Origin of the sequence: Pseudomonas sp. S07E 245, from assembly GCF_019599025.1 — a bacterium.
Lineage (GTDB): Bacteria > Pseudomonadota > Gammaproteobacteria > Pseudomonadales > Pseudomonadaceae > Aquipseudomonas > Aquipseudomonas shirazensis.
Map to the genome: position 1 here is coordinate 898,688 of NZ_CP080625.1, position 26,953 is coordinate 925,640.

General features: G+C 62.5%; 22 protein-coding genes and 1 tRNA gene. 14 read left to right on the forward strand and 9 right to left on the reverse strand.

Annotated features, from left to right (window positions below; all coding sequences use genetic code 11):
• Positions 1–12 precede the first annotated feature (12 nt).
• The 5 genes from K3F44_RS04120 to K3F44_RS04140 all read right to left on the reverse strand — a co-directional run bounded on the left by K3F44_RS04120 (position 13) and on the right by K3F44_RS04140 (position 7,023).
• The gene (locus K3F44_RS04120; RefSeq protein ID WP_150571295.1) at positions 13–1,467 is read right to left on the reverse strand and encodes an alginate export family protein; all 1,455 of its coding nucleotides are present in this window, start codon (positions 1,465–1,467) and stop codon (positions 13–15) included.
• Positions 1,464–2,915 (reverse strand): sel1 repeat family protein, encoded by a 1,452-nt coding sequence (locus tag K3F44_RS04125; RefSeq protein WP_150572849.1) that lies wholly within the window; start codon positions 2,913–2,915, stop codon positions 1,464–1,466. Before K3F44_RS04125 ends, K3F44_RS04120 begins: the two co-directional genes overlap by 4 nt.
• A 22-nt stretch (positions 2,916–2,937) precedes the next feature.
• Positions 2,938–4,101, reverse strand: coding sequence for a PilZ domain-containing protein (locus tag K3F44_RS04130; protein ID WP_101318430.1), 1,164 nt, complete (start codon positions 4,099–4,101; stop codon positions 2,938–2,940).
• A 17-nt stretch (positions 4,102–4,118) separates the two neighbouring features.
• Positions 4,119–5,651 (reverse strand): glycosyltransferase, encoded by a 1,533-nt coding sequence (locus K3F44_RS04135; protein ID WP_178080758.1) that lies wholly within the window; start codon positions 5,649–5,651, stop codon positions 4,119–4,121.
• A 64-nt stretch (positions 5,652–5,715) separates the two neighbouring features.
• Positions 5,716–7,023, reverse strand: coding sequence for a nucleotide sugar dehydrogenase (locus K3F44_RS04140; RefSeq protein WP_150571292.1), 1,308 nt, complete (start codon positions 7,021–7,023; stop codon positions 5,716–5,718).
• Between the two features lie 447 nt (positions 7,024–7,470).
• On the opposite strand from K3F44_RS04140, the gene K3F44_RS04145 reads away from it, so the two are divergent.
• The 5 genes from K3F44_RS04145 (at position 7,471) to K3F44_RS04165 (ending at position 11,124) form a co-directional block, all read left to right on the forward strand.
• Positions 7,471–7,797 carry a helix-turn-helix domain-containing protein gene (locus K3F44_RS04145; RefSeq protein ID WP_101318434.1) on the forward strand — a complete coding sequence of 109 codons (327 nt, stop codon included), beginning with the start codon at positions 7,471–7,473 and terminating at the stop codon, positions 7,795–7,797.
• Positions 7,798–7,923: 126 nt separating this feature from the next.
• Positions 7,924–8,562, forward strand: coding sequence for a UvrY/SirA/GacA family response regulator transcription factor (gene uvrY, locus K3F44_RS04150; RefSeq protein ID WP_101318436.1), 639 nt, complete (start codon positions 7,924–7,926; stop codon positions 8,560–8,562).
• Positions 8,563–8,568: 6 nt separating this feature from the next.
• On the forward strand, positions 8,569–10,392 hold the full coding sequence (gene uvrC / locus K3F44_RS04155) for an excinuclease ABC subunit UvrC (RefSeq protein WP_101318439.1): 1,824 nt from the start codon (positions 8,569–8,571) through the stop codon (positions 10,390–10,392).
• Positions 10,393–10,425: 33 nt separating this feature from the next.
• Positions 10,426–10,986 (forward strand): CDP-diacylglycerol--glycerol-3-phosphate 3-phosphatidyltransferase, encoded by a 561-nt coding sequence (gene pgsA / locus K3F44_RS04160; protein WP_101318441.1) that lies wholly within the window; start codon positions 10,426–10,428, stop codon positions 10,984–10,986.
• A gap of 62 nt (positions 10,987–11,048) precedes the next feature.
• A tRNA-Gly gene (locus K3F44_RS04165) sits at positions 11,049–11,124 on the forward strand.
• A 267-nt stretch (positions 11,125–11,391) separates the two neighbouring features.
• On the opposite strand, the gene K3F44_RS04170 is transcribed toward K3F44_RS04165, so the two are convergent.
• Positions 11,392–15,726 carry an NEL-type E3 ubiquitin ligase domain-containing protein gene (locus tag K3F44_RS04170; protein WP_220633379.1) on the reverse strand — a complete coding sequence of 1,445 codons (4,335 nt, stop codon included), beginning with the start codon at positions 15,724–15,726 and terminating at the stop codon, positions 11,392–11,394.
• Positions 15,727–16,006: 280 nt separating this feature from the next.
• On the reverse strand, positions 16,007–16,831 hold the full coding sequence (locus tag K3F44_RS04175; protein WP_259407060.1) for an MBL fold metallo-hydrolase: 825 nt from the start codon (positions 16,829–16,831) through the stop codon (positions 16,007–16,009).
• A 324-nt stretch (positions 16,832–17,155) separates the two neighbouring features.
• Between K3F44_RS04175 and mdcA the strand changes: the two genes are divergently transcribed.
• From mdcA to madM, 9 genes are read left to right on the forward strand one after another with little or no spacing between them, the layout of a single operon-like run.
• Entirely contained in the window at positions 17,156–18,817 is a 1,662-nt protein-coding gene (gene mdcA, locus K3F44_RS04180) for a malonate decarboxylase subunit alpha (protein ID WP_150571289.1), read from the forward strand.
• On the forward strand, positions 18,817–19,671 hold the full coding sequence (locus K3F44_RS04185; protein WP_220633380.1) for a triphosphoribosyl-dephospho-CoA synthase: 855 nt from the start codon (positions 18,817–18,819) through the stop codon (positions 19,669–19,671). Before mdcA ends, K3F44_RS04185 begins: the two co-directional genes overlap by 1 nt.
• A gap of 2 nt (positions 19,672–19,673) precedes the next feature.
• Positions 19,674–19,973 (forward strand): malonate decarboxylase subunit delta, encoded by a 300-nt coding sequence (locus K3F44_RS04190; protein WP_101318453.1) that lies wholly within the window; start codon positions 19,674–19,676, stop codon positions 19,971–19,973.
• Positions 19,966–20,820, forward strand: coding sequence for a biotin-independent malonate decarboxylase subunit beta (locus K3F44_RS04195; RefSeq protein WP_220633381.1), 855 nt, complete (start codon positions 19,966–19,968; stop codon positions 20,818–20,820). Before K3F44_RS04190 ends, K3F44_RS04195 begins: the two co-directional genes overlap by 8 nt.
• Positions 20,817–21,599: a biotin-independent malonate decarboxylase subunit gamma gene (mdcE, locus tag K3F44_RS04200; protein ID WP_150571286.1), complete on the forward strand. Its 783-nt coding sequence runs from the start codon at positions 20,817–20,819 to the stop codon at positions 21,597–21,599. The genes K3F44_RS04195 and mdcE overlap by 4 nt, the downstream gene beginning before the upstream one ends.
• 4 nt (positions 21,600–21,603) lie before the next feature.
• Positions 21,604–22,209: a malonate decarboxylase holo-ACP synthase gene (locus K3F44_RS04205; protein ID WP_220633382.1), complete on the forward strand. Its 606-nt coding sequence runs from the start codon at positions 21,604–21,606 to the stop codon at positions 22,207–22,209.
• Positions 22,206–23,132: a malonate decarboxylase subunit epsilon gene (gene mdcH / locus K3F44_RS04210; RefSeq protein WP_150569603.1), complete on the forward strand. Its 927-nt coding sequence runs from the start codon at positions 22,206–22,208 to the stop codon at positions 23,130–23,132. The genes K3F44_RS04205 and mdcH overlap by 4 nt, the downstream gene beginning before the upstream one ends.
• A 60-nt stretch (positions 23,133–23,192) precedes the next feature.
• Positions 23,193–23,609, forward strand: a complete 417-nt coding sequence (gene madL / locus K3F44_RS04215; protein ID WP_101318463.1) for a malonate transporter subunit MadL — start codon at positions 23,193–23,195, stop codon at positions 23,607–23,609.
• Position 23,610: 1 nt separating this feature from the next.
• Positions 23,611–24,372, forward strand: a complete 762-nt coding sequence (gene madM, locus K3F44_RS04220; RefSeq protein WP_101318465.1) for a malonate transporter subunit MadM — start codon at positions 23,611–23,613, stop codon at positions 24,370–24,372.
• A gap of 49 nt (positions 24,373–24,421) precedes the next feature.
• Here madM and K3F44_RS04225 read toward each other — a convergent pair whose 3' ends face one another.
• Both K3F44_RS04225 and nhaA read right to left on the reverse strand, forming a co-directional pair.
• A complete protein-coding gene (locus K3F44_RS04225; RefSeq protein ID WP_101318467.1) occupies positions 24,422–25,339 on the reverse strand; it encodes a LysR substrate-binding domain-containing protein in 918 nt (305 codons plus the stop codon).
• 403 nt (positions 25,340–25,742) lie between these two features.
• Positions 25,743–26,933: a Na+/H+ antiporter NhaA gene (gene nhaA / locus K3F44_RS04230; protein WP_220633383.1), complete on the reverse strand. Its 1,191-nt coding sequence runs from the start codon at positions 26,931–26,933 to the stop codon at positions 25,743–25,745.
• Positions 26,934–26,953: the final 20 nt, after the last annotated feature.

The following is a 26,953-nucleotide window of genomic DNA, read 5'->3' on the forward strand; positions in this document are numbered from 1 at the left end:
CAAGGTCCGTCCTTAGTAGCTGACAACTACGCCGAGGCTCAGCTGATAGTCATCGCCGGTTTCCAGCGCGCTACCGGCATTGAGGTAGCTGGCGCTGACCAGGGCGTTGATATCGAGGTGCTTGCCATCGAGGGCGACCGGGAACATCTTCCAGTAGTAGTTGACGTCGAGCATTTGCCCGACGTTACGGCCACTGCCCTGGGTGCCCTGAGTGATCTCGCGGTTACGCTGGGAGCGCTGGTCACCGTTCATGCGGATCGGCAAGGTACCATCGGCATCCCGCAGGTTCAGCTGAGTGACCCGCATATCGAGCGCGGTGCGCGGCGTCGGCCGGGTTTCCAGGGCGATGCCGTAGTAGCTCAGGTTGCGCAGGTCGAGGGCGACGAACGAGCTGGTCAGGCGCGTGCTGTAGGATCCTGTGCGGGTGATCCGGTCCGACTGAATCGAGTTCAAGCGGAAGCCGTCGTTTTCATCGCTCGGCTTGTCGGTCAGGCCGCCGCGCAGTGCCACCCGTGGCGTCCACGGCAGGTCGTCGAAGCGCTTGCCCACTTCACCCAGCGCGGCCCAGCCTTTGCTGGTGTTGCCGGTGCTGGTGACGCCGTTGCCGTCGGTGTTGTCCATCTTGCCGTTGAGCGCGGCGAGTTCCAGATGGTAGTCGCTGACCAGCGGCGAGGGCAGGTTGTCGCCATTGAAGAACAGGCCGTAGCGCACGCCAGTGAAGTCGTAGCGATCGTCTGCGTCATGTCCGCTGTGGTCGTTTTCGTACATAAGGCGCACGCCGGCGCGGTTGTTCTGGGTCCAGCGGTAGGCGTACTCGCTCATCACATAGGTGGTGCGCGATTCGCTGTCCGGCAGCGAGTTGACGTCGGTGTTGTAGTTGTGGAACTTCTGCCCGACCGCGACGAAGGCGTCAGAGAAGGTGTCTTTGTAGTTGAAGCGCAGCGACTCGAGGCTGTCGTCCCACCAGATGCCGTAGGTATCAAAGAATCGCTGGCGACCGAACGATGCTGAAAAACGTGGATCATCACCGATCAAGTTACGTTTGACGTACAACTCGCGCATCTCGGCGTACCAGCCTTCAGGCTGTTCGCGGGCGTTGGTGGTAGTGCCTTCGTTGGTCAGGTTGCTCGACTGGCTGGAGTCATAGTTCAACCACAGGCGCCCATAGACCATCCATTTGGCCCAGCGCTTCTCCGGCGAATACCAGGCGAACGACGGCTCGTAGCGCAAGCTGTAGAACATCTCGCGGTCGCTGCCGACCTGGGAGTCTTCCGGGCCGTAGCCTGTTTGCACGGTGAGCTTGTTGAAGAACTCGGAGGTGATCACCGGCTCGCTGCCATCAGCAGCGGCAACCCGCACGGGTTCGTTGCTGTCAGCCTCGGGGCCGGTGACTTCTTCAGCAGCGAACGCTGCCGACATTGGGGCCAGGGCAAGCAGGGCGCCGAACAGGGGGGAATGCGCTTTCACAGGGTGGCCTCCTTCAACAGGTCGTTGCGTGCGGCCAGGGCACGCTCGATATCATCCTTGGGCAAGGTTCTTTCCAGACGTCGGACCAGGCTGCGCGCGCTGCGCTCACCCATGTCCAGGGCAATCCGCGCGTAGGTGTAGGCCTTGACCCGGTCATGGCACAGGGCACGGCCAAAGGTGTGCAGGCTGGCCATGCGGTACCAGGCAGCCGATGAACCCTTGTTGGCCTCGGCCTGGAATAACGCCATGGCCTTTTCCTGATCGGGCTGATCAGCCACGCCCTTGCTGTAGTACTCGGCCAGCAACAGGCCGGCGCTTGGGTAACCGCTGGCGCGCAGCTCTTCGATCAGGGCCAGGGCCTTGTCCGGGTCCAGCGTCAGCCAGTTGTTGACCATATAGAACGACGCCTGCAGGGCTTTGCCGCGGACCGGGTCGCGCTTTTGCACCAGATCGATCATCGCCTGGGTTTCATCGGCGTTATGCTCGGTCGGGTTGGAGATCATGTAGTTGGCCTTGGACACCATCGCCGGCACAAACCCGCGCTCGACGGCGTCATCGCGCCAGCGCTGAACCTGCGCAATCGACGCCGCCAGCGCCTCGGCCTGAGCCTTGTCGCGGGCCAGTTGCTCAGGCGTTGGCGGTAGCTTGGCAGCGGCCGGGTTGGCCTCTTCGCGCTCGTAACGGTCGGCGTCCTGCTCGGCGCGTTGCACGCTGGTGATGTTGTCCAGCAACGAGGCAATCGCGTGCACGACTTCTACCGGCAGCTGGCTGCGCTGCGGCTCAAGCTCGGTAGCGAAGGCGCGGAAGGCCGGATCCTGTTGTTCGCCGAGAAACGCGTAGTAACGGTTGACCGCACGCACATCGAAACGCGCAGCCTCGCGGTACCAGCGCTCGGCGCCGGCGCGATCGCCCTTGCGTTCAGCCAGCACCGCCTTGTACAGCTGCGGCCGGCAGTTGAGCAGGCACGACTGTTCGTACAGGCCGAGCAGCTCGGTGGCCTGCGGCACGTCGACCAGCTCCGGGTAGACCAGAAACACCTCAAGCGTAGTGCTGGCGTTGCGCGGGTCGAGCCGGCTCGGGTAGCGCTCCAGTGCCTGTTTCATCCACGGCTGTTGTGGCTGGCGCAGGCTTGGCTGGCGCTCGATCAAGCGTGCCAGCGAAGCCAGCGCCGGGATCAACCCGCGGCCATCGGCAAAGGCCTGGTGATACAGCGCCACCGATTCTTGCGGTTTGCCATCCGGCCGCCCGGCCAGTACGTCGCCCAGCAGCAGGGCACTGGCCAGGTCACCGCGGCCGGCCAGCTCGCGCAGGTCGGCAGTGACGTCGGCGCTCGGGTCCTTGTACAAGGCGTAGCGGATCTGCTCCAGGCTCTGTCCAGCGCTGGCGGCGCTGGCACAGGCGAGGGCGATGCTGGCCAGCAGCAGGCGCGAAGGCGTCTTCAGGGTCATGACGTCAGCTCTCTCGATGAACTCAGTTCTGGCCGGTAAATGGCAGGCCCAGGAACAGGTCTACCGACACTGCTTTCTGGTAGGCCGTGGCCGGCAACGGGCTGTCTGGGGCAATGGTCAGGGACAGGTTGCGGTTAACCTCGTCAACCCGTGCATCGACCACCTTGCCGCTGAAGTGTTCATCCAGGCCAAACACCTGCATGTCCACCGAGCGAATGCGGCTGACGTCGGCCAGCTTGTCGAACGGCACGTTGGCGCGTACGAACAGGCCTTGGTCTTTCGGCAGCAGATGCATCAGCGGCGCTTCTTTATAGCCATAGCCATCCAGTGGCTGGCTTGGGAAGTACACCTGGCAGTCGCATGGGCTGTTGATCACGGTCTCGATGGTGGCGCGGCCGAGCAGGGTTTGCAGGTCGCCTGGCGAGAGGTCGGCAACCGCCTTCATGTCAGCCGGGCTGGTGAAGCTGGTGGCCAACTGAGTAGAGATGCTGGCCAGTGGCTGACCCGCTTTGACTTCGGTGGTGCCGGCCGGCAGCAGGAACTTCACATAGCCGTTGTCGGGCATGCTGATGATCTGCGCGTTGGTCGCAACCTGGGCCTGCAGGGCCGGGATGCGGAAGAACAGCATGTAGCCCTTGTAGCCAACGAATGCCAGGGCAGCCAGGCCAGCAGCGCTGTACAGCAAGGTGCCGGTCATGGCCTTGAGGCGAGCACCGGCAGAACGCGGCGAAGCGTACTTGTGTTTGCGTTCCTTGATGTAGTTTTCCCGCTGCATCACGTTGAACAGGCCATTGATGTCGGCGATCTCGCCGGACATGTAGGCGGTGATGATGTAGCGCAGGATGTCGCGCTTCTGCGCGTCGAGGTCGACGAACTGCGCGCCGACTTCGTTGCCACGCTGGGAGACGATCTTGACCTTGCCATCGATCGACAGGTCGACCTGGTTCAGGCGCAGCTGGATCGATGCGTCATACAGCGCGCCGATGGTCAGCGGGCCTTCATGCAGCAGGCCGATACCGCCCAGCGATATGTCCTGCAGGGTGGTTTCGATGACGGTCTGACCACCGCTGGCAAGGCGCACGCGGGCGTTGATGCGGGTGCGTACGTACTGGCGCTCGTCAACCGCTTCATGAACGATGTTGGCCGATGTCTTGCCCGGGGCCGCGGGACTGTTGGTCATGCTCATGTGCAGGCGCCTTTCCTTTAACGTTGCGTGAGTTCAAGAAGTACGGTGATGACCCCGAAGAAGATGGCGATGGAGGAGAACAACATCGCCTTCGAGGACCAGCGGTTTAGCGAGGTGTCAAAATCGACACTGCCGGTAGCCAGGGTGGTTTTCTGCCGGGTCCAGCTTTGCTGGTCCATATGGAACATCGCGTAGACCTTCATTACCGAGCCAACGATCTGGTTGTAATAAAGGACAAACGGATACATCGGGCTGACCGGGTGCTTGGCGAACACGAACAGCACGGTCACCAGAGTGCGCGAGATCAATACCCAGAACAGGTACACCAGCAGGTACTGGATGCCGAACACCAGGCCAGCCACCACCGAGGCGGTCAGGCCCATCAGGCAGGTCCACATCGACACCCGTTGGTCCCACAGCACGTACAGGGTGAACAACCCCAGACGCGCGCGGCCGAGCAGGGCGGTGGCGCGAAAGTTCTGCCGCAGCGAGTTGCCGTACCAGCGGAACATCAATTGCCGGGTGGCGATCCAGAAGCTGTCGCTGGGCGGGTGCTCGACGGTCAGGGTGTGGCTGTCGGGTACATAGAAGGTGTCCCAGCCGGCGCGCATCAGGCTCAGCCAGCTGGACTTGTCGTCGCCGGTCAGGAACTGGAAACGGCCCAGGCGCCAGTGCTGAAGAAAGTCTGCTTCGACGTCGCGAATGAACTCCGGGTCGATCATCACGCTGGCGCGGAAGAACGACAGCCGCCCGGTCAGGGTCAGTACCCGGTGCGACAGGGCCATCGAGCACATGTTGATGTGCCGCTGGACAAAGCGCATCGAGTGCCACTGGCGCATCAGGCGGCTACCCTCGACTTCGCAGAACTCGTTGGTAGTCAGGCCGCCGACGTCGGGCAGCACGGCAAACATCTTCACGGCGCGCTCGACACAGCCGGGCAGCATCATGGTGTCGCCATCGACCACACCGACCACCGCATCTTCCATCGGCATCTGCCGCGACAGTGCGCGGAAGGCGTGGGCCAGGCCATCACGTTTGCCGGTGCCGCGGGCGCGGACGATCACTAGCTTGATGTCGTCGCGGTCGCGCACTTCATTGCGCATGATGTCCTTGATGAAATTTTCGTCGCCCTTTTCCACGATCGAAGCAATCACCGTGCACGGCACATTCAGCCGCTGCACTTCCTGAAACACCGACTGGTAGACCTTGAAGGTGGTCGAGGTCGGGATACGGAAGCTGGTCACCACCATGAACATGTGCGAAGGCAGTGCCGCATCACCCAGGCGCTCGACTTCGCGGCGCATGCGTGGGAACCGCCAATGCAGAAAATACATGCCGCGCAGGTAGTGCACGATGGCATTGCCATAGCGCCACATCCCGAGCGTGCCGATAACAAAGATGAACAGATGATGGCTCGGGTCCAGATAAGCCGGGGCGATCATCTCCGACGCCAGCGCGATCAGCCCGGCCAGGCACGCCCAGGCGCAGAAGCTGGCGGCCGCGCGCAGGTAACCTGGGGCCTCGAAAGGTCGCTGTTGCGTTCGTTCCATGTAGCGTGTGCTCCTGTCTGCGGCCGCACCCACGGCGAACTGCCGGGGGTGCGACCTGCATCGATTACCAGCAGATGCCTTGGCGTTGCTCGTCGCTGACGCCATCCATGAACCCGACCAGGTCGATGACCTGTTTGCCCTCGTTGTTCTGCAGGGCACTGGCAAAGCGCTCGTCGTTGTTGCCCAGGACGATCACATCGGCTTCGCCGATCACTTGCTCAAGGTCGTTCTGCAGCAACGAAGACACATGCGGGATTACCGACTCGATGTAGTCGCGGTTGGCACCGAACACCCGTGCGTACTCGACGTTGGCGTCGAAGATGCGCAGGTCGTAGCCCTTGCCGATCAATTTCTCGGCCAGGGTTACCAGCGGGCTTTCGCGCAGGTCATCGCTGCCGGCCTTGAACGCCAGGCCGAGCAGGGCGACTTTGCGTTTGCCGGTGCGCTCGACCAGGTCAAAGGCGATATCGACCTGATTGCGGTTGCTGGCCATCAGCGAGGCGAGCAGGGGGTGCTCGACATCCAGCTGGCCGGCGCGGTAGGTGAGGGCGCGCACGTCCTTGGGCAGGCACGAGCCGCCGAACGCAAAGCCTGGGCGCAGGTAATAGCGCGACAGGTTGAGCTTGTAGTCCTGGCAGACCACGTCCATCACTTCGCGGCCATCGACGCCGGAGGCTTTGGCGATGTTGCCGATTTCGTTGGCGAAGCTGACTTTGGTCGCGTGCCAGACGTTGCAGGTGTACTTGATCAGCTCGGCGACTTCCACCGACTTGCGGATCACCGGCGCATCCAGGCCCTGGTACAACGAAGCCAGCAAGTCGCCCGACTGGGTGTCGAGCTCGCCGATCACGGTCATGGCCGGGAAGTCGTAGTCCTTGATCGCGGTACTTTCGCGCAGGAACTCAGGGTTGACGGCAACGCCGAAATCGGTGCCGGCCTTCTTGCCCGAGTACTGCTCAAGGATCGGAATGACCACATTCTTGACGGTGCCCGGCAGCACGGTGCTGCGCACCACGACTGTGTGGCGGCTTTGCTTGTCGCGCAGGACCGTGCCGATTTCACGGCACACGGCTTCCATATAGACCAGGTCGAGGTCGCCGTTCTTCTTGCTCGGCGTACCGACGCACAGAAGCGACAGGTCGGTGGCGAGTACCGCGGCCTGCACGTCGGTGGTGCCGCGCAGGCGGCCCTGGTTGACGCCATCTTGCAGCAGTTGCTCGAGGCCTGGCTCAACGATTGGCGACTTGCCCTGGTTGATCAGATCGATTTTCGCCTGGGAGACGTCCACTCCCAACACATGATGACCGCGCGCCGACAAGCAGCCCGCGCACACTGCGCCCACATAGCCAAGGCCAAAGATGCTGATGTTCATAGATCCCTCTCCCAGGACACGGCAAGGCCGGCCGAGATGCTCAGTTCAAGAAGTTTTCAATTAGGCAGACGCGCAGAAACAAGCCGCGAGGAAGTGGCAATACAGGCTGTTTTTTTTGGTCTTTTTTCATCCTAAAGGGGTTGCTGTTAGAACCGCAAGCGTTGATCTGCGGCTTTGTGAAAATACTTTAATCGCTGCTTGTTAAAGTTTAAAAACCGTTTTAAAACAACGACTTAAAGTTTGATGTAAGTTCGGCGTCAAAAATCCGATGCTGCTTGATTGGCAACAAAATGGCGTCGGTAAACTGTCGTTGATGTATTATTTTCATCTTGCTGGCTGCGTGGGGTGCCAACTTGCGTCGAGCGGCTGTGCTAGGCATAGTTGCACTTGGTTACACCTCGGGTGCTGGAAGTGCTCGATCGCCCTTTACTGCACAGGAGGCATCTCATGAAAGGAATCGGACCTAGGCTGCGCGAAGAGCGTGAACGTCTGGCACTTACCCAGCGCAGATTTGGTGAGATCGGGGGCGTCGAGCCCAATGCTCAGGGCAAATACGAGAGTGGCGAGCGCACACCGCGTGTTGACTACCTTGCCGCGGTGGTCGCTTGCGGCGTTGACGCCAGATACGTGCTCGGTGGTGTCCGCACGCCACCGCCCATAACCAATCTAAGTGAAGACGAGACCCGCTTGCTGGGTACGTTTCGCAGCCTGTCCGCCAGTGATCAGGCTGCGCTGTGGTACCTCGCCGAGCGCTTGCTGGGTGACGCCAGCTAAAGCCTGACCAGATAGTCAGTTCAGATCGAGCAAAAGGCCTGGAATCGTGATGCGAAGGGCTAGGTCGACCTTGTAATTTTTTGTTATGGTGGCGGGATCCAATCGCCCCACTGACGAGGTGTCTGCTTGATTAGGGTCCTAGTGGTCGATGATCACGATCTGGTGCGTACCGGCATCACCCGCATGCTTGCCGATATCGACGGCTTGCAGGTGGTGGGTGAGGCGGATTCCGGTGAGACAGCCCTCAAGCTGGCCCGTGAGCTGAAACCCGATGTTGTCCTCATGGACGTCAAGATGCCTGGCATCGGCGGCCTCGAAGCGACCCGCAAGCTGCTGCGTAGCCATCCGGACACCAAAGTGGTGGCAGTCACCGTGTGTGAGGAAGACCCGTTCCCGACGCGTCTGCTGCAGGCCGGCGCCGCTGGCTATTTGACCAAGGGCGCGGCGCTGGATGAAATGGTCCAGGCCATTCGCCTGGCATTTGCCGGCCAGCGCTATATCAGCCCGCAGATCGCCCAGCAGCTGGCGCTGAAGTCATTCCAGCCGCAGGGCTCGCCGTTCGACTCGCTGTCCGAGCGAGAAATCCAGATCGCTTTGATGATCGTCGGCTGCCAGAAAGTGCAGATCATCTCCGATAAGTTGTGTCTGTCCCCCAAGACCGTCAATACTTACCGCTATCGAATCTTCGAAAAACTTTCGGTCACCAGCGATGTCGAATTGACGTTACTGGCCGTACGCCACGGTATGGTCGACGCAAGCCTCTGAGTTTCCATGTCCCCAATTTTTGATGCCAGCGCATTCCTGGCGACCTGCAGTGGTCGGCCGGGTGTGTACCGTATGTTCGACGCCGAGGCGCGGCTGCTCTATGTGGGCAAGGCCAAGAACCTCAAGAAGCGTCTGGCCAGCTATTTCCGCAAGACCGGGCTGGCGCCCAAGACTGCCGCCCTGGTGGGGCGCATCGCCCAGGTCGAAACCACCATCACCGCCAATGAGACCGAGGCGCTGCTGCTCGAGCAGAACCTGATCAAGGAGTGGCGGCCGCCTTACAACATCCTGTTGCGCGACGATAAGTCTTACCCATATGTATTCCTGTCTGACGGCCAGTTCCCACGCCTGGGTATTCATCGCGGGGCGAAGAAGGCCAAGGGTCGTTATTTCGGCCCGTACCCAAGTGCTGGTGCCATCCGCGAAAGCCTGAGCCTGTTGCAGAAGGGCTTCATGGTCCGCCAGTGCGAAGACAGCTATTACGCGAACCGGACCCGGCCGTGCCTGCAATATCAGATCAAGCGCTGCAAAGGCCCCTGCGTGGACTTGGTCAGCCCAGAGGAATATGCCGAGGACGTGCGTCACTCGGTGATGTTCCTCGAAGGCCGCAGCCAGCAGTTGGGCAATGAGCTCAATGCCGAGATGGAACAGGCGGCGATGACCTTGAATTTCGAGAAGGCAGCCCAGCTGCGCGATCAGATCGCCTTGTTGCGCCGGGTGCAGGACCAGCAGTACATGGAGGGTGGCTCCGGTGAGGTCGACGTGGTGGCGGCCTTCATCAACCCGGGCGGCGCCTGTGTGCACCTGATCAGCGTGCGCGGCGGGCGGGTGCTCGGCAGCAAGAACTTTTTCCCGCAGGTGGGCATAGAAGAGGAGGTCAGCGAGGTCATGGCGGCCTTCCTCGCCCAGTATTACTTGGGCAATGCCGAACGCGAGATGCCCGGCGAGTTGATCGTCAACGTCGTCCACGAAGACTTCGCCGCTATCAGCGAAGCCGTGCAGACCTTGCGCGGGCGCGAGTTAGCTATTACCCATCGCGTGCGTGGCACCCGTGCCCGTTGGCAACAACTGGCCGTGACCAATGCCGAGCAGGCGTTGAACGCCCGGCTGGCCAACCGGCAACACATGGCCGCACGCTTTGAAGCCCTGGCCAGCGTGCTGGGCCTTGATGAAGTACCGCAGCGCCTTGAGTGCTACGACATCAGCCATTCCAGCGGTGAGGCCACTGTAGCCAGTTGCGTGGTGTTCGGCCCGGAAGGCCCGATCAAGTCCGACTATCGCCGTTTTAACATCGAAGGCATTACCGGCGGTGACGACTATGCCGCCATGCACCAGGCACTGATGCGCCGCTATGGCCGGATCCAGGCCGGCGAGGGCAAATTGCCCGATGTGTTGCTGGTCGACGGCGGTAAAGGTCAGTTGAACATGGCCCGCGACGTCATGCAGGAACTGGGCATCAGCGACCTGACCTTGCTCGGCGTAGCCAAGGGCGTGACCCGCAAGGCCGGCTTCGAGACCCTCTACCTCAACGACGTAGCCCACGAGTTCACCCTCAAGGGCGACTCTGCCGCGCTGCACTTGATCCAGCAGATCCGCGACGAAGCGCACCGTTTTGCTATCACCGGCCACCGTGCCCGGCGCGGCAAGGCCCGACGCACCTCCAGCCTGGAAGACGTCGCCGGGGTTGGCCCGAAGCGCCGCCGCGAGCTGCTGAAACATTTCGGCGGACTGCAGGAGCTCAATCGCGCCAGTATCGACGAGATAGCCAAAGCACCCGGAATCAGTAAAAAGCTTGCCGAGTCGATTTATGCCAGCCTGCATAGCGAGTAGAATGCCCAGTTCAACTCGCAGCCAGTCGTACCGATGAATATTCCAAATCTGCTCACCGTTCTACGCGTCCTGCTCATCCCGATCTTCATTCTGCTGTTCTATGTGCCCTATCACTGGAGCTACATGGCTGCCAGTACGGTGTTTGCCATCGCCGCTGCCACCGACTGGCTGGACGGCTATCTGGCCCGTCGTCTGCAGCAGAGCACTGCGCTCGGTGCCTTCCTCGACCCGGTCGCAGACAAGCTGATGGTCGCGGTTGCTCTGGTGCTGCTGGTACAGGTACACGCGAACTTCTGGCTGACCTTGCCTGCGGCGGTGATCATTGGCCGCGAGATCGTTGTTTCGGCGCTGCGTGAGTGGATGGCCGAGTTGGGGGCGAGGGCACATGTTGCCGTGTCCAATCTGGGCAAGTGGAAGACTGCGGCGCAGATGCTGTCCCTGGTGATCTTGCTGGCCAACCCGCCGGTCTTTGGCTTCTGGGTTGTGCTGGGCTATGGTCTGCTGCTGGTAGCTGCAGCGCTGACGTTGATCTCCATGATCAATTACCTGGTCGCCGCCTGGCCGCATCTGCGTGAAGGTTCAGAGCCGAAATAAAACTTTTTTGAATCAAGGGCTTGACGGCGTTTGGCAGATCGCTAGAATAGCGCCATCACCAAGCGGGAATAGCTCAGTTGGTAGAGCACGACCTTGCCAAGGTCGGGGTCGCGAGTTCGAGTCTCGTTTCCCGCTCCAAATATCGGTCTGCAGAAGGAAGGTAATTTCTGCAAGGCCTTGAAAAAAGACGCTTCGGCGTCTTTTTTCGTTCCAGGCCAAACCACGCCGATCCATGGGCCGCCAGACTTTTTGCTCCAGGAATCAGCCCATGAAGCCCGCACTCCCGTTCGCTGGAGCGGGAGACCTGGATCCCCGTGGTGTGCCCGAGCCAAAAGGCGACGTCGCTACTCCGGTCGCCTGCTTGGAGTATTCTCACTGCAGCTCACTCCTGGCTACCCAGACACTCTACAAGACGCCCCCCCAGGGGTGCTCGGTAAGCAATCCCAGCGTCAAAGTCAGCGTCAGCTCGCGCTCGGCTGCGCTGCGTTCATCAGCCAGCATGCCCACCGCTTCAATGACTTGCTGCTCGTTGGCGCCTTCCTCGGGCACCAGCAGCGTTTCGAGGCGGTCATGGTAGGGTCGGTTCAGCGCCTCGTATTGTTCCGCAAAGGTCTCACGCAGAAAATCGATCCAAAAGCCATGCTGCGCCATCGAATCTGCGATACGGGCGTTGGTCTCTGCCTGCAGGATGGTCCGGGCGGCGTCACGCAGGCGAGCGTCGTTCACGTCGGAGAATATCCGGTGATACATGTAGCGCGCCTGGGCCGGCAGCCCCAGCGGGCGCACCAGACCGGCGCGATACGCCAGGTGTATTTCCACTTCATCGATCAGACCGTAGGGGTTGCTGGTTCTTAGCTCCCTTATGTGCTGCGCCGCGACGCGATCTACCTCGTCAAGCCGGTACAGCTCGCGGCCCAGCTGCACCAGTGCCGGGCTCATCTCTGCGCTGCCCAGCCCGGCCGTGCGGGTGGCGACCAAGGCGCGCACCTCGAACAAACTGAGCATCAACAGCATCTGGTCTGCGCAGGTCCGCGGGCCTGCTGCTTGCTGAAAAATCGCCTCCCGCACTTGTGTATTCTCCACGCACACCTCAACCAGCGCCCAGATGCGCCTGCGCAAATCGATGCCCTGAAGGTCATAATCACTGGATCGGCCGAGGTCGTTGAGAAACCGCATGAGATCATCGCAACCCGGTTGTTGCGTCAGGGCCAGCCACTGTTCGGAGCGGATGGCACGTTCCTCAACGCTGAAGTCGGCCAGCCATCGCTCGAGCGACTCCTGTCCGCCAGGCCCATGACGTCGCGTAGGCAATGCTCCCGCACCGGCCTCGCCCAAGGTGCTGCGCAAGGCGGTCTGGGTCGGCTCGGGTAACGGGTTGTCATGCAGGCTCAACCCGGCCAGTCGGCGGTGCGACCGAGCAAGGGTCGGGCTCATGTCCTGTATGTGATTGTCGCGCAGATCGATGTCTTCAAGCGCAGGGTGCATGTACACCTCTACAGGCAATTCGCTCAGGCCGCAGTGGCGCAAATGCAGGCGCTGGAGGTTGAGCAGACTGCCCAATGGCGGCAGCTGCCCGATCGGATTATGCGACAGGTCCAGCACCCGCAGTCTGGACAATGCACTGAGCCTGGCCAGGCCTGCATTGTCGATCACGATCTGATTGCGCGTCAGGCGCAGCTCGCTGAGCTGGGTCAGTGCCTGCAGGCCATCTGGAATGCCGCCTAGCAGATTGTCACTGAGGTCCAGGGTGCGCAGGTTGGCGAACCGTTGCAAAAACCCCTCGGTGATGTGCGTCAAATGCGCGCGGCGCAGAATCAAGTGCGTGACATGGTCAAAAGTCACCTGCGCCGGCAGCACCGGCAGACTATCGATACGCTCGCTATCTATCACCAGACGGTACTCGCCGTCCGCGTCAGGCCGCTTGCGCCGCCAGCACTGGCGAATGCGTCGAGCGATCAGGCGGCGGCGCTCGGGCAGAGGCGCAACAGTGGCCTCCCGGCGCCACGCGCCCAGGCTCTCGCCCAGTCCGATCAGGTGCTGCTGCAGGCTGTGCAAGTGGTCCCACGGTTGCTCACCCTGCATGCGAACACGCTCGAGGTAGACCTCTATCTCCATGTCGGTCAACGTCGGGAAGATTTGCTGATAACCGCGAAGCAGCGCGCGTCGTGAGCCTTCCGGGCGACCGCTGAGTACATAGCCGATGCGTCCATCACCCAGACGCATTGGAGGTCGGGGCGTGCCGATCGGCGCCATGCTCAGCAGCCGTGCCGCCTCGTTGCGGTCTGCGAAGGCTAGATCTGCAAGGGTGCTGGCCAGCTTCGCCGGCGATGCTGAGGCTTCGCCCAGCGCCACCCGTTGCTGCGTGTCCAGCACATGCAGCAGGGCCTTGAACAGATCGTCGCCAGCCAGGGAACCGGGCTTGGCGAAACCTGCCTTGTCGGTAGCAAGGTAGCCTCGTACGGTGCGGATCAGAGAGTGGGTCTGCGTGGGCTGTTCAGCGCCAATGCTGGCCGCGACATCACCGTTGAGCTGTGTGTCGCGCACCTCCACTCGCACCGTCGATTGCCAGGGCCATGCGGCGTGAAGCAAGCCCAGGGCCAGCTGCTCTGTGTCAGGCGTCACAGCAACTGGCTGCTCGAAGCCTGCGCAAGCGCGATCCAGGCGTGCGTCGCGCAGTTCCCAGCGAGCCTTTTCGGCCAGCGCCAGTGGCACCCTCTGTTGCTCCAGCAACTGGGTGAGATCGCTGTCGCTGGCGGCTGCGACCAACGCTCTGCCCGAGCGGATCGTCAGGCCAGGAAAGGCGCGGTGCAAGGGCTGTGCTGGGCCGCTCGGAACCGGCTGCGTCTCCTGCCAGTATGCCTCGAATGCTTGCCCGCGCAGGCGTGGGAACGACTCGTGGGCTACGTACCGTTGCAGTGCGTCACAGAGCCGGGCAGGGGCAGGGGCGTTTTCCAGATGCAGGCGCCGCAGGCACGCTTCATCCATGCCTACACTGCGCAGCAGCGAGCTGGCCAAGTCATGCCTGGCCAAACCGAGGTTCGAACCGAGCCTCCTCATCAGCATTCCCGCATCTTGCCAGTCATGGGGTCGCTCCAAGGCGTGGTGCACGCCACCAGCCTCGTTTTCCTCCAGGGCTATTGCTGCCGCTTGAGCACGATCGGGGTGCACCACGGTTGGGCGCTCCTCACTTTGTCCCAAACGGTAAGCCTGCTGCGCGATCGACACGTGTGGCTTGCCCCGCAGAACACCTCGCTGGCCCGACATCAGGCTGGTGCCTGCCATCGAGTAGCCCGGCAGGTCAGCTCGTGCCAGGCGCTGCTCACCTGTGGGCGTGAGCACGGGTGCCAGCTCATCAACGGCAGCTTTTCGAGCCAGTATCCCGCATGTTGCGGCTCCGGCGGCCGCCCCTAATCCGATCATCGCAACGTTTTGGGCCACAGACATCAGGTGGCTAAGCGCTGCCTCACGATCGCCCAGCTCCCACTCCTGGTAACCCTCGAATACGTTGTTTGTTACCTGGTGCGCAGCCAGCGCAAGCAATGGCAAGCCAAGCTCTGGTACGAAGAAAGCGGCCAGCCCAAGCATGTCCACGCCGAGTCCTTTGAAGAAATGCATGCGCCGGTCGCGTTCCTGGCTATCGACAGCGCTGTTGGGGACTGCCAAGGCTTGAGCGTCCTGCAGTACCTTATCGATCTGTACCTGACGCAGGTGCTCGGCCAACGAACCGGTAATAAGCTGCTGGCGCCCGTCCAGTTGCATCGGCTGCTGGGCACCGCCTTGGCCCAGCAAACCTTTCAATTGCTGGCTGACGTGCATCCGGTCATGCTCTTTGATGAACCGTTGGAAGAACGTTCGATAGGCTGGATCGCGCAGACGGCTACCCAAGGTGTTGAACACTTGCGACCATGACCCATAGACGTTCAGGGCCCCATGCGGATCGTCAGGGATCCACACCATCAGGCTCTGCGGCGCAGTGGTTGTTGCATCCGAGCGCGGCTGGAACACCGTCACACCGGTGATCACCCGCCCCAGCAGTCGAAGCTCGCTGAACGTACCTGCGGCGCTTTCGGCCGGAGCCGATACGGCGTTCAGCATCTCATCAAGCAGCACCCCCTCAACCTCGCCTTTAAGGCGCGCCAGTTGCGCAGCCGCCAGCAGGTTCGTGCGCCATGCTTCTTCGACTATGGCGTTGACGCTGCGCCGGCGGCTGTCGTCTGCAAACAGCACCTGCTTGAGATGTTGCTGATAAAGCGCGCCCACATCCAGAGAACGGCACAGTCCGGCAAATGCACGAGGTCGCAGCGCGATCAGCGTACCGTCTGCATCTTGCAGCCTGGACTCTGGCAACCAGGCCGACTCGGAGGTTTCCCGGCGCTCGAAGTTGTGCAGGGCGCAGGCCAGCAGGCTTTGCTCCGAGGTTGTGGGGACCACACGATCGGGAACTGTGCTGACACCTGATGGGTAACGCACGTGTACCACCCGGCGGAGCTTGGCCGTGTGGACATCCACTGGGCGCTGCACGAGCTTTTGCAGCGCTGCGTCCAGCGATGTGCTGGCGAAGCTGTCCAGGGGTTCTATCTGGGCGAAAAGACGCGTCAGCTGTTCGCGCGCACGCTGTTGCGCGCGCAGTGCCTGATGCAGAACAGAACGTTGATCGGCGGTAGCCGCGGTCAGCCAGTCTGGTAAGCGATCTGCTATGAGGGTATCAACGGAAGTGTCCGGGAATAGAGTATCTTTCATAACGCACCAATGAGCGCAAAACGCTCATTCAGCCCGCATTGTCACCGGCGCGTGCGGTAGTTATGTCGATGACAGCGGGTACTGGGACGCCAAGATCGAGAGCGATCCGCGCCGAACACATGAGAATGCAGCGCAATGAACGCTGGCAGGAGGGCGGTGGTTTTTGATTGATGTTGGGCAAGACAGGTTCACAACTGGCAAAAATGATAGGGCTGCTTCCTGAAATGATCAGCACTGAAGCCGCTGACGGCAAAGTCGACGGCTTGGTTGCCGAGTCGGATCACTCCCACTGGATCTCGCCCTTGGCCACCTTGGCACTCAGCTCCAACGAGCTGTCCCCGGCCAAATCCGGATAGCGCTTTTTCATCGCCGCAATCAGCTCAGCGGAGTTGTCAGCCTTGGCAGTCTCTTTGTCAAACGCGCGAATGTAGTCAGCGGTGAACTGAACAGCTTGCAGGCCCTTAGGGAATGTCCCGTTGAAATGCCCTGGTATCACCGTGGCCGGTGCCAGTGCCTTGATCTGCTCCAGCGTCGCCAGCCAGTGCTCATGGGAGGCGGCGCTCTGCGTATCAGCCATCCACACATGCTCACCCCATTGCACCGGAATGCCGCCAACCACCGTCTTGATCGAAGGAATCCAGACAAAGGTGCGCTCTGGCGTTGGGCCATCGAGGCCGATGATCTTCAATGGCTGACCTTCCAGCATCAGGGTATCGCGGCTGAGGGGCTGCGGCACCACGATCTGCCGCGGCGCATTGGCGCCAAGCTCGGGAGCCCAGATTTTCAGTTTCGCGTCTTTGCTGGCGTTGATATGGGCAACGGTCTGCGCGGTGGCGACAACTTTTGCCTGAGGGAATGCGCGCACCAGAGTGTCCAGCCCGAAGTAATAGTCAGGGTCGCCATGGCTGATGTAGATGGTCGTCAAATGCTTGCCGGAGGCCTTGATCCGGGCTGCAAGTTTGGCGGCCTCCTGCGCGGAGAACTGGGCGTCGATCAGGATTGCGTCCTGCTTGCCTTCGACCAGTACCGATGACACGGCAAAGATTGCCGCTTCGCCTGGATTGAACACATCCACAGTCAATGCCTGATGCGCAGGCTTGGTCATGGCGGGCGGCTCGCTGACTGGGCTGGCAGCGGGTGCGGTGCCAGCCACTAGCATGGCGAAGGCGCCGGTCAAGGCTGAGAGGACAAATCGCGGTGTTTGCATCGGAGTTCACTCGGCAAAAGATTGAAAGGAATGGGGCAACGCCCCTGGATTGAAGCGCACTGTCCGCATCAACGTGTAACGAAAATCAGCCCTCAGCTATTAGCGCTTTCTAAATTAAGTAATCATTAACCTGAGAGTAATGATCAGCCCCGGGCGTTGATTGATCGGCCTGAACTGCCAGCCTTAAATGACTCCACGAAAGCGCACCCGTGGAGTTGCAGAATGACAACAAGAACCTCCCCCCCACCGCAATGGTCGCGGCGGCGCAGCGAAAAGCAGCGCCGCCTTGAGCAGGTGCGAGACCTTGCCGATGGCGTGGTGTTGCCCAGCGAGCGGATCGTCGAAGCCCTTGAGCGCCTGATCGCCCCTGGTGACCGGGTGGTACTCGAAGGCAATAACCAGAAGCAGGCAGATTTTCTCTCGCGCTCGCTGGCCAAGGCCGACTCCGCTCGCCTGCATGACCTGCACATGATCATGCCCAGTGTCAGCCGTGCCGAGCACCTTGATCTGTTCGAGCGCGGCATCGCCCGCAAGCTCGACTTCTCCTTCGCTGGGCCGCAGAGTCTGCGCATCGGCCAGTTGCTTGAAGACGGCCTGCTCGAAGTCGGCGCCATTCACACATACATCGAGCTGTACTCGCGCCTGCTGGTCGACCTGATCCCCAACGTTGCCCTGGTTGCCGGCTTCATGGCCGACCGCGAGGGCAATATCTACACCGGCGCCAGCACCGAAGACACTCCGGCGCTGGTCGAGCCTACGGCGTTCAGCGATGGCATCGTCATCGTTCAGGTCAATCAGTTGGTTGACGACGTGCGCGACCTGCCGCGGGTGGATATCCCGGCGTCCTGGGTCGACTTCGTGGTGGTCGCGGACAAGCCGTTCTATATCGAACCGCTGTTCACCCGCGACCCACGCCACATCAAGCCGGTGCACGTGCTGATGGCGATGATGGCGATCCGCGGCATCTACGAAAAACACAACGTGCAGTCGCTCAATCATGGCATCGGTTTCAACACCGCGGCCATCGAGCTGATCCTGCCGACCTACGGCGAGTCACTTGGCCTGAAGGGCAAGATCTGCCGCAACTGGACACTGAACCCGCACCCGACATTGATCCCCGCGATCGAAACCGGCTGGGTACAGAGCGTGCATTGTTTCGGTACCGAACTGGGCATGGAGGACTACATCTCCCAGCGCCCGGACGTGTTCTTCACCGGCCGCGATGGCTCGATGCGCTCCAACCGCATGATGTGCCAGTTGGCCGGGCAGTACGCAGTCGACCTGTTTATCGGCGCCACGCTGCAGGTTGACGGCGACGGTCATTCCTCGACCGTCACCCGTGGCCGCCTAGCCGGCTTTGGCGGCGCGCCGAACATGGGCCACGACCCCCGCGGTCGGCGCCATGCAACGCCGGCCTGGCTCGACATGACCACCCCGGTGACTATGCTCGAACGCGGTCGCAAGCTGGTGGTGCAGATGGTCGAGACCTTCCAGGAGGGCGGCAAACCCACCTTTGTCGATACCCTCGATGCGGTCGAGGTAGCCAGGAAGGCCGGTATGCCGCTGGCGCCGGTGATGATTTACGGCGACGACGTGACCCACCTGCTCACCGAAGAAGGCATTGCCTATCTGTACAAGGCGCGCACGCTCGAAGAGCGCCAGGCGATGATCGCGGCGGTTGCCGGCGTGACCAGCATCGGCTTGCGCCACGACCCTAAAGACACCGCACGCATGCGCCGCGAAGGGCTGATCGCCTTGCCCGAAGACCTTGGTATCCATCGCAACCAGGCCTCCCGTGCGTTGCTCGCCGCCAAGAGCATCGCCGAGCTGGTCGACTGGTCCGGCGGCCTGTATAACCCGCCCGCACGCTTCAGGAGCTGGTGATGACTGCATCCATTCAGATCCACGCACCACTGCCGTTGTCGCACCAGTTGGCCGACCTGGCAGTTGAAGCGCTGATCGACGAAGCCGATCTGTCGCCCAAACCGGCCCTGGTCGACCGCCGTGGCAGCGGCGCCCACAGTGACTTGCACCTTGGCCTGATGCACGCTTCGGCGCTGTCGCTGTGGCCATGCTTCAAGGAGATGGCCGAGGCCGCCATGCTCCACGCAGAGGTCGGCCAGCCCTTGCGCGAAGCCCTCGGCCGCATTGGCCGGGAAGGCGAGACAGCCATGCGCGTCACTACTGCCGGCATCAATACTCACCGTGGTGCCATCTGGGCACTGGGCTTGCTGGTCGCTGCCCGTGCCCTTGATCCAATCAACAACGATGCCGCATCGATTGCCGCACGGGCAGGGCGCATCGCCCTGATCGACGACCGCTATGCGCCGCGTCAGCACGACAGTCATGGCCTGCAGGTACAGCGCCGCTTCGGCGTGCGTGGTGCCCGCGAGGAAGCGCAACTGGGCTTCCCGACGGTACTCGCCTACGGCTTGCCGCAGTTGGCCAAAAGCCGCGCTGCTGGCAGTGGCGAGCAGAACGCGCGGCTGGATGCGCTGCTGGCGATCATGAGTCAGCTCCACGACACCTGCGTGCTCTGGCGCGCCGGCCTCGACGGCCTGCAGGCCATGCACCAAGGTGCCCGTGGCGTACTGGATGCTGGCGGCAGCGCAACGCTTGCCGGGCGCCGTGCGCTGCGCCAACTGGATACGCGCCTGCTGGCGCTGAACGCCTCACCGGGCGGCGCCGCTGACCTGCTGGCGGCCTGCCTGCTGCTTGATAACTTCGGGAGCCTTTGAGCATGGAAACCTTGTCTTTCAGATTTCCGGCCGGCGCGCCGGCAACCAACCGAGCCTTGGTCGGCTGTGTCGGCTCAGGCGACCTCGAAGTGCTGCTCGAACCTGGCACCAGCGGTGTACTGAACATCAACGTAGTGACCTCGGTAAACGGCAGTGCGCCGCGCTGGGAGCAGCTTTTTCAGCGCCTGTTCGCCGAGCACAGCCTGCCCGCCATGAACATCGACATCCACGACTTCGGCGCCACGCCTGGCGTAGTACGGCTGAGGCTGGAACAAGGCTTCGAGGAGATCAACCATGACTGACATCGACCGTTTACTGCAGGCCTGCAGCTTTGTTGAACTCAGCGCCCGCGAGCGCGCCCGCGCCTTGCTCGATGCCGGCAGCTTTCGCGAATTGCTTGGGCCGTTTGATCGGATGATGTCGCCGTGGCTACCCCAGCAAGGCATCGTGCCCCAGGCTGACGATGGCGTGATCATCGCCAAGGGCAGCCTCAATGGCCAGCCGTTGCTGGTGGCCGCCATCGAAGGCGTATTCCAGGGCGGCAGCATGGGCGAAGTCGGCGGCGCCAAGATCGCCGGGGCGCTGGAGCTGGCGGTCGAAGACAACCGTAACGGCATACCCACCGCCGCTGTGCTGCTGCTGGAAACCGGTGGCGTGCGCCTGCAGGAAGCCAACCTCGGCCTGGCCGCGATTGCCGAGATCCAGGCCGCGATTGTTGAACTGCGCCAGTACCAGCCGGTGATCGGCCTGATCGCAGGTTCAGTCGGTTGCTTTGGCGGCATGTCGATTGCCGCTGGACTATGCAGCGGGTTGATCGTCACCCGCGAAGCACGCCTGGGCCTGAATGGGCCGCAGGTCATCGAGCAGGAAGCCGGCATCGAGGAATACGACTCGCGCGACCGGCCGTTCATCTGGAGCCTGACCGGCGGCGAGCAACGCCACGCCTGCGGCCTGGCCGACGCCTATGTGGCGGATGATCTGGCCCAGGTACGTGAGGCGCTGGTCGCGCAACTCGCTGCGGGCGAACCGGCGTTGCCGCGCAGCCGTCGCTACGCTGACTTCCTCGCGCTGTTGGCCACGCTGGGCACTGACTGTGTGCAAGTCGACGCTGCGCTGACGCGGGCGCTGTATCAAGGAGAACTGCAATGAGCCGTGGTCTTGAGTGGATTCGGGCGCTGGCCCAGGGCAGCGAGCTGCCAGGCTATCCCGCATCGGTAAAAGTCATCGACGGCGAACTGGGCAACCGTCCTGCACGCTTCATCGCGGTTGTGCCCGACGCGCAAAACCCCTTCCCAAGGGCTCGCGATGGCGAGGTCGGCCTGCTCGAAGGCTGGGGCCTGGCCAAGGCTGTCGATGAGGCGATTCAGGCTGACCAGGGCGGCACGCCGCGGGTGTTGGTCGCCGTGGTCGATGTGCCCAGCCAGGCCTACGGTCGCCGTGAAGAGGCGCTGGGGATCCATCAAGCGCTGGCTGGCGCGGTAGATGCTTATGCCCGGGCGCGCCTGGCAGGGCATGCACTGATTGGACTGCTGGTGGGCAAGGCCATGTCCGGGGCGTTTCTCGCCCACGGCTATCAGGCGCAGCGCTTGATCGCGCTGGATGATCAAGGAGTGATGGTGCATGCCATGGGCAAGGCGGCAGCTGCGCGGATTACCTTGCGCAGTGTCGAGGAGCTGGAGGCTCTGGCTGCAAAAGTGCCGCCCATGGCCTACGACATCGCCAGCTATGCCTCGCTCGGCCTGCTCTGGGAGCGGGTCAAGGTGGACGCGGTCGAGCAGCCGACTGCCGCCGATATCGGCAAGGTGCGCGCGGTGCTGGAAAGCGCTGTGGACGACATCGGCAGCAGTACTGATCTGCGCGGGCGACTGGGCGCGCCCAACCGGGCGATGTCTGCCCAGGTTCGGCAACTGCTGCGCGAGCAATGGTGAAAGCATGAACGCACACGACCTGCTGTGGGGCATGGCCCCGGACCATTTGCCTGCAGACGCCCCCGCGTGGGCGCGGCAGATGCTGCTGGCCGGTCAGCCGGTGGTGGTGCGCCGCGCCGTAGCCGGTGCGTGGCGCGTGGCGGTCGGCGTGCGTGGCAGTCAGCGCGGCGAGCGTCTGGCGGCTGAAATGCCCGTCGCCTCGATCAAGCGCCGTTGCAGCCCTGAACAGCTGCGCGGCGAGGGCAGGGCAGAGCTGGCTGCGCTGCAGGCACTGCACGCTGTTACGCCGTTTATGGACAGCCTCGGCCTGTCTTGGGGGCCGACCGGAGGGGTGGGCTATCAGTTGGCGACGGGGATCGCTGTGCTGCACCACGGCAGCGATCTGGACCTGGTTTTGCGCACGCCCGCAGCCTTGACTCGCGTCGATGCGAAAGCGCTGTATCAGGTGTTGTGCGCTGCACCGTGCCGTATCGACCTGCAGCTGGAAACACCCTTCGGCGCCGTCGCGTTGGCTGAATGGGCCGGCGCTTCAAAGCGGGTGCTGCTCAAAAGCCGCCACGGTGCATGCCTGGTCAGCGACCCGTGGTCAGTATTGGAACTGTCGGCATGAGCAGCTTGTTTGCCTTCCCCGGCCAAGGCGCGCAACGGCCCGGCATGCTCCAGCAATTGCCGGATGCGGCCGTGGTGCGTGCCTGCGTGGAGGAGGCCAGCGACGTGCTGCAGCAGCCGGTGTTGCAGCTCGACACGGCGCAGTCGCTGGCGTCTACCCGTGCGGTGCAACTGTGTCTGCTGGTGGCCGGTGTCGCCCATGCGCGCTGGTTGCTGGAGCGCAGCCCGGCGCCGGACTACGTTGCCGGTCTGTCGATCGGCGCTTACCCAGCGGCAGTCATAGCCGGGGCTTTGACCTTCGCCGATGCCCTGCGGCTAGTGGCGTTGCGCGGCGAACTGATGCAACAGGCTTATCCCGAGGGCTACGGCATGACCGCGATCATCGGGCTTGATCAAGGCACTGTCGAACGACTGCTTCAAGACTCGGCGCAGCCGCTGTACCTGGCCAACATCAATGCCGACAACCAGTTCGTGATCGCCGGCAGCGATACGGCCATGGCCGCGCTTGCCCGCCAGGCCCTGGCGCTGGGTGCCGGCGCGTGCAAGCGGCTGGCGATGAGCGTGCCGTCCCACTGTGCGCTGCTCGATGCGCCTGCCGCCGAACTGGCGGCTGCATTCGCCGAGGTGCCGCTCAAACGCCCGCAACTGGGTTACCTGAGCAGTACCAGCGCTCGCCAACTGCATGACCCAGAAGCCCTGCGCCGCGACCTGGCGCTGAACATGTGCCGCACCGTCGACTGGTACGGCACGCTGTGCAATGCCTACGAGCGCGGTGTACGGCTGCTGATCGAACTGCCCCCCGGCACCGTCCTCAGCGGCCTGGCGCGGCGTGTATTCAACTCCGGTACGGTGATCGCCTGCCAAGGCGCCCGCGCCGACACCCTGGATGCCCTGTTGCGGCGGGAGGTGAACGCCAGCGACTGACTGCCCGCATTTCGAAGAACAACAACAAAACAACTTCGATTCAACGTGAGGAAAACAACAATGATCATTTACGGTGTGGCCTTGCTGGCCATCTGCACGCTTGCCGGTGTCATCCTCGGCGACTTCCTTGGCGTTCTGCTCGGGGTCAAATCCAACGTCGGCGGGGTCGGCATTGCCATGATCCTGCTGATCTTCGCCCGCCTGTACATGCAGCGTAACGGCGGCATGAGCAAAGAGTGCGAGCTGGGCGTGGGCTTCTGGGGCGCGATGTACATCCCCATCGTGGTGGCCATGGCTGCGCAGCAAAACGTCGTCACCGCCTTGCATGGCGGCCCGGTCGCGCTGCTGGCAGCGATCGGCTCGGTCCTGCTGTGTGGCGCCACCATCGCCCTGATCAGCCGCACCCACCGCGGAGAACCGCTGGAAAAGGAGGTCGTTGAAACCTCCAGCGCAGTCGCACCGGTCGGAGGTCGCTGATATGGAAGTCATCCTCAAAGCACTTGAACACAACAGCCTGATCACTGCCTTCGCCGTAGTCGGCGCAGTGATGTGGATCTCGGTAATCCTCTCCAAGCGCCTGACCTTTGGCCGCGTGCACGGCTCGGCGATTGCCATCGTCATCGGCCTGGTGCTGGCTTGGGTTGGCGGCACCCTTACCGGCGGGCAAAAAGGCCTGGCCGACCTGACCCTGTTCTCCGGCATCGGCTTGATGGGCGGCGCCATGCTGCGCGACTTCGCTATCGTCGCCACCGCCTTTGAAGTGCAGGCCACCGAAGCACGTAAGGCCGGCATGATCGGCGCAATCGCACTGCTGTTGGGTACAGTGCTGCCGTTCGTGGTCGGTGCGGCAGTCGCCTGGAGTTTCGGCTACCGCGACGCGGTGAGTATCACCACCATCGGTGCCGGCGCCGTCACCTACATCGTCGGTCCGGTCACCGGTGCCGCGCTGGGCGCCAGTTCCGAAGTGATGGCGCTGTCGATCGCCACCGGCCTGATCAAAGCTATTCTGGTGATGGTCTTCACCCCCGTCTCGGCGCGCTGGCTGGCGCTGGACAACCCACGCTCGGCGATGGTCTTCGGCGGCCTTGCCGGTACCGTCAGCGGCGTTACCGCAGGCCTCGCGGCAACCGACCGCAGGCTGGTGCCATACGGCGCATTGACCGCAACCTTCCACACCGGTCTTGGCTGTTTGATGGGGCCATCGATCCTGTACTTCTGCGTACGCGGCCTGGTCGGCTGATAGTACCTTTGACAAGCGCCCCGGCCCCGAACGCCGGGGCGTTTGCGTTTCAGCCTTCGCGTTGGCGGCTGTACATCCGGCATTCGGCAACCAAGGCGAGCAGGTTCGGGTCGCGCTCGCGAGTCTTCAAGAACACCGCGCCGATATGCTGCTGATGACGGTAACGCGCCTGCAGCGGGATCAGCCTAATCCGGTTCTCGTACACCGCCGAAATCCGCCCCGGCAACAGCGCATAACCCACCCCGGAACTGACCATGCTCAGCAGGGTGAAAATGTCATTCACCTGCATCGCCACATTCGGCTTGAACCCCGCCTGCTCGAATACCCGCTCGCCATCGCGGTGAGTGGCAAAGCCCTGGGTCAGGGTGATGAAGGTCGAATTGGCCAGATCCGCCAGGTCGACCTCCTGCTCCTGAGCAAATGGCGAATCGGTCGGCACCGCCAGGAAGATATCGTCCGAGAACAGCGGTAACTGCTCGCACGCCGCATCGCAGGTGCTCTCATCCAGCGAGACCAGAATCGCGTCCAGCTCGAAGTTTTTCAGGCGGTACATCAAGTCCACGTTCGAGCCCAAGGTCAGGTCGATGTTCAGCTCGCTGCGGCGCAGCTTCAAGCCCATTACCAGCAGCGGCACGGTTTTCACCGTCAGCGAATACAGCGCGCCTAGCTTGAACCGCTCCGACGAAAAGCCCGCCGCCTCGCGTGTGGCGCGGACCATCTCGGTGGTGTCCTGGATCAGCTTGCGGGCCTTCTCTTCAAGCACGTAGGCGCTCTCCAGCGGCGTCAATGTACGGCCCTCGTGCTTGAACAGTGGGCAGCGCAGGGCGTTTTCCAGGGAATGGATGGCCCGGTGCACGCTGACACTGCTGGTGTCCAGCGCGCTGGCTGCACGGGCCAGGTTACCGCTGTGCATGAAGGCGAGGAATATTTCGAGCTTCTTCAGGGTGAGCTCTTCGTCGATCTGCATGTGGGCCTCGGGAGCGGTGGGGCGGTTTTCAGTTGCTGCTGACGAGCGAGGGGTAGGGCGGGATCAGGATAGGGCGTTGGAGCTTGGGCGGCAATTTGTATTCAGGGTGGGTGAACAGTGGTGGGTTGTGGATGGCCTCGGCAGCTATTGCGGTGTGGTTTTGCGTGCAGAGGCCGTGGGCAAACTACTCTTTGGGGAGTCGTGTGCGGCGACGACCGTATAGTTTTTTCTTGCGCGACGGTTCGCGTGCGGGTGCCTCTTCAAAGGCTTCAGCAGGCGGCGCTGCAGCTTTGACGTTGAACAGGCGGCAGACGATGTACCAACAGATGGCGAGTGAAAAGTTGTGGTTCCTAGCCATGACAGCCGCGGCTGAACGGCGCCGCTGACGCGGCGCCGTTCCCCTTCACTCCACCGTCTTAGGCGCAAAGCGCAATATCAAACAAGCAATCACCGCCGACAGTAGCGACCCCAGCAAAATCCCGATCTTGGCTTTATCAATCAGCTCAGCCTGCCCCGGAAACGCCAACTCACCGATAAACAGGCTCATGGTGAAACCAATCCCACAGAGCATGGCCACCCCGTAAATCTGCAACCAGCTAGCCCCCTGCGGCTTCGAAGCCAGGCCAGTCTTGACCGCCAGCAACACCCCGGCAAACACCCCAAGCTGCTTGCCCAGCAACAGCCCAAGGGCAATCGCCAGCGGCAGGGGCGCAAACACGTCGCTCCAGCTCAAGTGGGTAAACGCCACGCCGGCATTGGCAAAGCCGAACGCGGGTACGATCAGGAAACCTACCCACGGCGCAATGGCATGCTCCAGCGTCAGCAGCGGGCTCTTGGCATCGCCGGCGGTGTAGGGGATCAGCAGTGCGCCGACCACGCCAGCGATGGTCGCGTGCACGCCGGACAGCAGGGTGAAGTACCACAGGGCGGCGACGCCGATCATGTATGGCCACAGGCTGACCACGCGCAGGCGGTTCAGGCCCAGCAGCAGGGCGACGATAGCGCCGGCGCCGGCGAGGGCGATGAGGTTGATCGAGGAGGTATAGAACAGCGCGATGATCGCTACTGCGCCCATGTCGTCGATGATCGCCACCGATACCAGCATCACTTTCAGCGACAGCGGTGCGTGCTTGCCGAGCAGCGCCAGGGCGCCGACGGCAAAGGCGATGTCGGTGGCCGCGGGGATTGCCCAGCCACCGGCAAGGCCCGGTTCGACGGCAGACACCTTGAGGTAGATCAGCGCTGGCACTGCCATGCCCATCAGCGCTGGCAGCGCTGGCAGGCGGCGTTGCTCCCAGGTGGCCAGGCGGCCGTCGACCATCTCGCGTTTGATCTCCAGGCCAACCATCAGGAAGAAGATCGCCATCAGGCCGTCGTTGATCCACAGGTGCACGGTCATCGGCCCGAGCTTTTCTGTGAAGGTGGGGCCGACGGGCAGGTGCAGCAGGTGATGGTAGGCCGCAGCCCATGGGCTGTTGGCGATGATGATGGCCACTACTGCGGCAAGCATCAGCACCACGCCGCCTGCGGCTTCGCTGGCGAGCAGGCGCTGCAGCAATGGGCGCCGCTGGGCGTTGTTCAGAGAAACGGTCATGCGAGGTCCTCGTTCATGGA

Bases quoted from the DNA above. Each gene is read 5' to 3' on its own strand.
- K3F44_RS04125 (WP_150572849.1), bottom strand. From the start codon at position 2,915: ATGACCCTGAAGACGCCTTCGCGCCTGCTGCTGGCCAGCATCGCCCTC.
- K3F44_RS04130 (WP_101318430.1), bottom strand. From the start codon at position 4,101: ATGAGCATGACCAACAGTCCCGCGGCCCCGGGCAAGACATCGGCCAAC.
- K3F44_RS04135 (WP_178080758.1), bottom strand. From the start codon at position 5,651: ATGGAACGAACGCAACAGCGACCTTTCGAGGCCCCAGGTTACCTGCGC.
- K3F44_RS04140 (WP_150571292.1), bottom strand. From the start codon at position 7,023: ATGAACATCAGCATCTTTGGCCTTGGCTATGTGGGCGCAGTGTGCGCG.
- K3F44_RS04145 (WP_101318434.1), top strand. From the start codon at position 7,471: ATGAAAGGAATCGGACCTAGGCTGCGCGAAGAGCGTGAACGTCTGGCA.
- uvrC (WP_101318439.1), top strand. From the start codon at position 8,569: ATGTCCCCAATTTTTGATGCCAGCGCATTCCTGGCGACCTGCAGTGGT.
- pgsA (WP_101318441.1), top strand. From the start codon at position 10,426: ATGAATATTCCAAATCTGCTCACCGTTCTACGCGTCCTGCTCATCCCG.
- K3F44_RS04170 (WP_220633379.1), bottom strand. From the start codon at position 15,726: ATGAAAGATACTCTATTCCCGGACACTTCCGTTGATACCCTCATAGCA.
- K3F44_RS04175 (WP_259407060.1), bottom strand. From the start codon at position 16,831: ATGACCAAGCCTGCGCATCAGGCATTGACTGTGGATGTGTTCAATCCA.
- mdcA (WP_150571289.1), top strand. From the start codon at position 17,156: ATGACAACAAGAACCTCCCCCCCACCGCAATGGTCGCGGCGGCGCAGC.
- K3F44_RS04185 (WP_220633380.1), top strand. From the start codon at position 18,817: ATGACTGCATCCATTCAGATCCACGCACCACTGCCGTTGTCGCACCAG.
- K3F44_RS04190 (WP_101318453.1), top strand. From the start codon at position 19,674: ATGGAAACCTTGTCTTTCAGATTTCCGGCCGGCGCGCCGGCAACCAAC.
- K3F44_RS04195 (WP_220633381.1), top strand. From the start codon at position 19,966: ATGACTGACATCGACCGTTTACTGCAGGCCTGCAGCTTTGTTGAACTC.
- mdcE (WP_150571286.1), top strand. From the start codon at position 20,817: ATGAGCCGTGGTCTTGAGTGGATTCGGGCGCTGGCCCAGGGCAGCGAG.
- K3F44_RS04205 (WP_220633382.1), top strand. From the start codon at position 21,604: ATGAACGCACACGACCTGCTGTGGGGCATGGCCCCGGACCATTTGCCT.
- mdcH (WP_150569603.1), top strand. From the start codon at position 22,206: ATGAGCAGCTTGTTTGCCTTCCCCGGCCAAGGCGCGCAACGGCCCGGC.
- madL (WP_101318463.1), top strand. From the start codon at position 23,193: ATGATCATTTACGGTGTGGCCTTGCTGGCCATCTGCACGCTTGCCGGT.
- madM (WP_101318465.1), top strand. From the start codon at position 23,611: ATGGAAGTCATCCTCAAAGCACTTGAACACAACAGCCTGATCACTGCC.
- K3F44_RS04225 (WP_101318467.1), bottom strand. From the start codon at position 25,339: ATGCAGATCGACGAAGAGCTCACCCTGAAGAAGCTCGAAATATTCCTC.
- nhaA (WP_220633383.1), bottom strand. From the start codon at position 26,933: ATGACCGTTTCTCTGAACAACGCCCAGCGGCGCCCATTGCTGCAGCGC.